Below are 269 nucleotides of genomic sequence, written 5' to 3' on the forward strand. Positions count from 1 at the left end.
TCCCGATGGTTGGGGACAAGCGCGTTATTGTATGCGCCCCGGCGGCGGCCTTGCCATCCATAGCGGGCATTGACGGACAGTTGCCTGAAAGCCTTAGAACCAGTCAATATTTTTCCGTGCTTTCCGTGAATTCCGTGGTTCCACGGTTTTCTGGCTTTGCCCTTCGCGTTTGCAAGGTTTTGAAGCAACTGTCCGCCAATGCCGGCTATTCATCACAAGACCACCGTCCGGGCGCATACAATAATTGCCTCTTTAGATTCCAGTGGTGC

The 269-nt window shown here is 53.5% G+C and carries 1 protein-coding gene; it reads left to right on the forward strand.

Annotated elements, in window-relative coordinates:
- A partial coding sequence (locus tag ACEWQ0_RS04630; RefSeq protein WP_476484659.1) for a hypothetical protein occupies window positions 1-269 on the forward strand: 269 nt, incomplete at both ends.

The organism is Wenzhouxiangella sp. YN9, assembly GCF_056324165.1.